The sequence below is a fragment of the Ensifer sp. genome (assembly GCF_035999135.1).
Lineage (GTDB): Bacteria > Pseudomonadota > Alphaproteobacteria > Rhizobiales > Rhizobiaceae > Ensifer.
Genome location: NZ_DASYGZ010000004.1, coordinates 1 through 2470, shown reverse-complemented (window position 1 = coordinate 2470; position 2470 = coordinate 1). Strand labels below are relative to the sequence as shown.

Annotated in this window: 2 protein-coding genes; both read right to left on the bottom strand. The window is 61.4% G+C overall.

Features of this window, described 5'->3' with window-relative positions:
- Positions 1-210: 210 nt before the first annotated feature.
- Complete coding sequence (locus tag VGO12_RS00065; RefSeq protein WP_327510713.1) at positions 211-1536, bottom strand: murein L,D-transpeptidase; 1326 nt, start codon at positions 1534-1536, stop codon at positions 211-213.
- 492 nt (positions 1537-2028) lie between these two features.
- A partial coding sequence (gene ldtR, locus VGO12_RS00060) for a transcriptional regulator LdtR (protein WP_327510712.1) occupies positions 2029-2470 on the bottom strand: 442 nt, incomplete at its 5' end.

Here is a 2470-nt window from a genome sequence, read left to right as displayed (position 1 = left end):
AAGGCGTCATTGGTCTGTGCAGGCATTGGCGCGAGGCTCCTCTCAAGGGTGGCAGTTCTTTAGCTTCCTCGCACGGCGAGAGCAATATCCGCTGTGCGGTTTGCGTCATTTCCCCCATCTGCCGCGCCGAAATATCGCGGGGCTGAGCCCACGAAAAAGCCGCGCTCCCAGGGGAAGCGCGGCTTGAAGAATTCCGTGTCGCAAATTCGCTTATTGCGGCAACGCGTCCTGGTCGACCGAGCCTGCCGACTGCTCGACACCATAGGGGGTCTGAAGCGCCAGTTCGGTGGCGCCGTCGCGCTGGTAGATGTCGTCGCGGAACTGCACCACGCCATCCTTGGCGGACCAGGCGGTGATGTAGGTGAAAAAGACCGGCACTTCCTCGGCGAGCGTGATCGGCGTGTTGACGCCGGTCTTGATCGTTGCCTCGATCTGCTGGCGCGACCAGCCGGGGGTTTCCTTGAGCAGCCAGGTCGAAAGGTCGCGCACGTTCTGCACGCGCACGCAGCCGGACGATTCGAACCGCATCAGCTTGTTGAACAGGCCCTGCTGCGGCGTGTCGTGCATATAGACCTGGTGTTCGTTGTGGAAGTTGATCTTCGTCGAGGACATCGCGTTGATCTTGCCCGGGTCCTGGCGGAACATCAGGTTCGGTGCCTTTTCGGCGTTCCAGTCGACGGTTTCCGGCGACACTTCGCCGCCGCTGCCGTCGAACAGGCGGATCGAGTTGCGCGCCAGGTACGTCGGGTCCTTGCGCATCAGCGGCATGATATCCTTCTGGATGATCGAACGCGGCGCGGTCCAGTAGGGGTTGAGGATGACCTCGTAGATCTTCGAATTGAGGATCGGCGACTGACGATCGATCTTGCCGACGATCGCGGTGTGGCGCAGCGCCACGCGGCCGTTCTCCACCGCCTCGATGTAGGCGGCCGGAATGTTGACCATGACGTAGCGGCGGCCGAGTTCGCCCGACATCGACTGCAGGCGAACGAGGTTGGTCTGGAGCTGGCCGAGGCGGGTATTGGCGTCGACGTTGATCGCCTTCAGCGTATATTCGCCGATGACGCCGTCGGCAGGCAGGCCGTGGCGGGCCTGGAAGCGCTTGACCGCTCCTTCGACGTAGCTATCGAAGGACGACGAAATACCGGCCGAACGCGGCAGGTCGCCCGAAACCATCAGGCGCTGGCGAAGCTGCTGCACAGAGGGGTCGGTGACGCCGAGTTCGAGCTTGACGCTCGTCTGGACCGACGGCCAGCCGCCCTGGGAAACGATGTTCTGGTAGTCGAAGATCGCCTGCTGCACATGGGCGATCGTTTCGGGACCGAAGACCGGCGTATTCGAAACGACCGTCGTTGCGGTGCGCGATGCCTTGGCGTCGTACTGGTCGTCCCAGGAGCCACGGCGCGGCGAATTGATGATCTCGTTCAGGGCGTCCTGAGCACTTGCGGCGCCGGCGACTGCCACCGCGCCGAAGGTCGCGGCCGAGCGCAGAAAGGCGCGGCGCGAGAATGCATCAATTCCATTCTTTTTCGACATAATCCTACCATCCCAATGCGTTGGCACGCGCCCATGCGCTGGCACGCACGTTGCCGCAGCCCTAACACGATCGTGGTTAACAAAGGTCAACCAACGAGCCACCCTGCCCTCACATGAATTCACGATACCGCGAGTGAGGGCCCTCATTCGGCAGGCTGAACGCAAAACGAATCCACGCCTGTCAACACACGTGGCCGCACCTACCGCATGTCGTCGTCGCTGTCACAGCAATATGGCCAATTCGTGTCTGGGCGCCCTGCGCACGTGAAATGGCACGCCTTTTGCTTTGCGGCCTTTCACGCCGGAAGCGGGTGACGAGCATCGGTGCAACATTCTGTTTTTCTAATGTTATTACCTCGAATGCAGTCCCTGCATCGAGGATCGAGGCCTTGATCCGTGCTGTTTTTGCGCAACAGGCGCAATTGCCGCAAACGGCAAAGGTCGGACACGCAGGGATTGCGCCCGACCCTTGAACTGGAGGTTTTGCCTGGATCAGAGGCGGTACATGATCGAGTCGTTCCAGAAGCGGTCGAGGCGCTGCAGGAGCTTGTTCATCTGGGTGAACTCGTCCGAACCGATGCCGCCGACCTTCTGGATCGAGCCGATATGGCGTTCGTAAAGCTTGGCGACGGTTTCGGCGATGTCCTGGCCGTCTTCCGTCAGGCTGATGCGGACCGAACGACGGTCGACACGCGAGCGCTGGTGGTTGATCAGACCGAGGTCGACGAGCTTCTTGACGTTGTAGGAAACGTTCGAGCCGAGGTAGTAGCCGCGGGAGCGAAGTTCGCCGGCTGTCAGTTCCGAGTTGCCGATGTTGAAGAGCAACAGGGCCTGGACGGCGTTGACGTCGCTGCGACCTTCGCGGTCGAACTCGTCCTTGATGACGTCGAGCAGACGGCGGTGCAGACGCTCGACGAGGTGGAGGGATTCCATG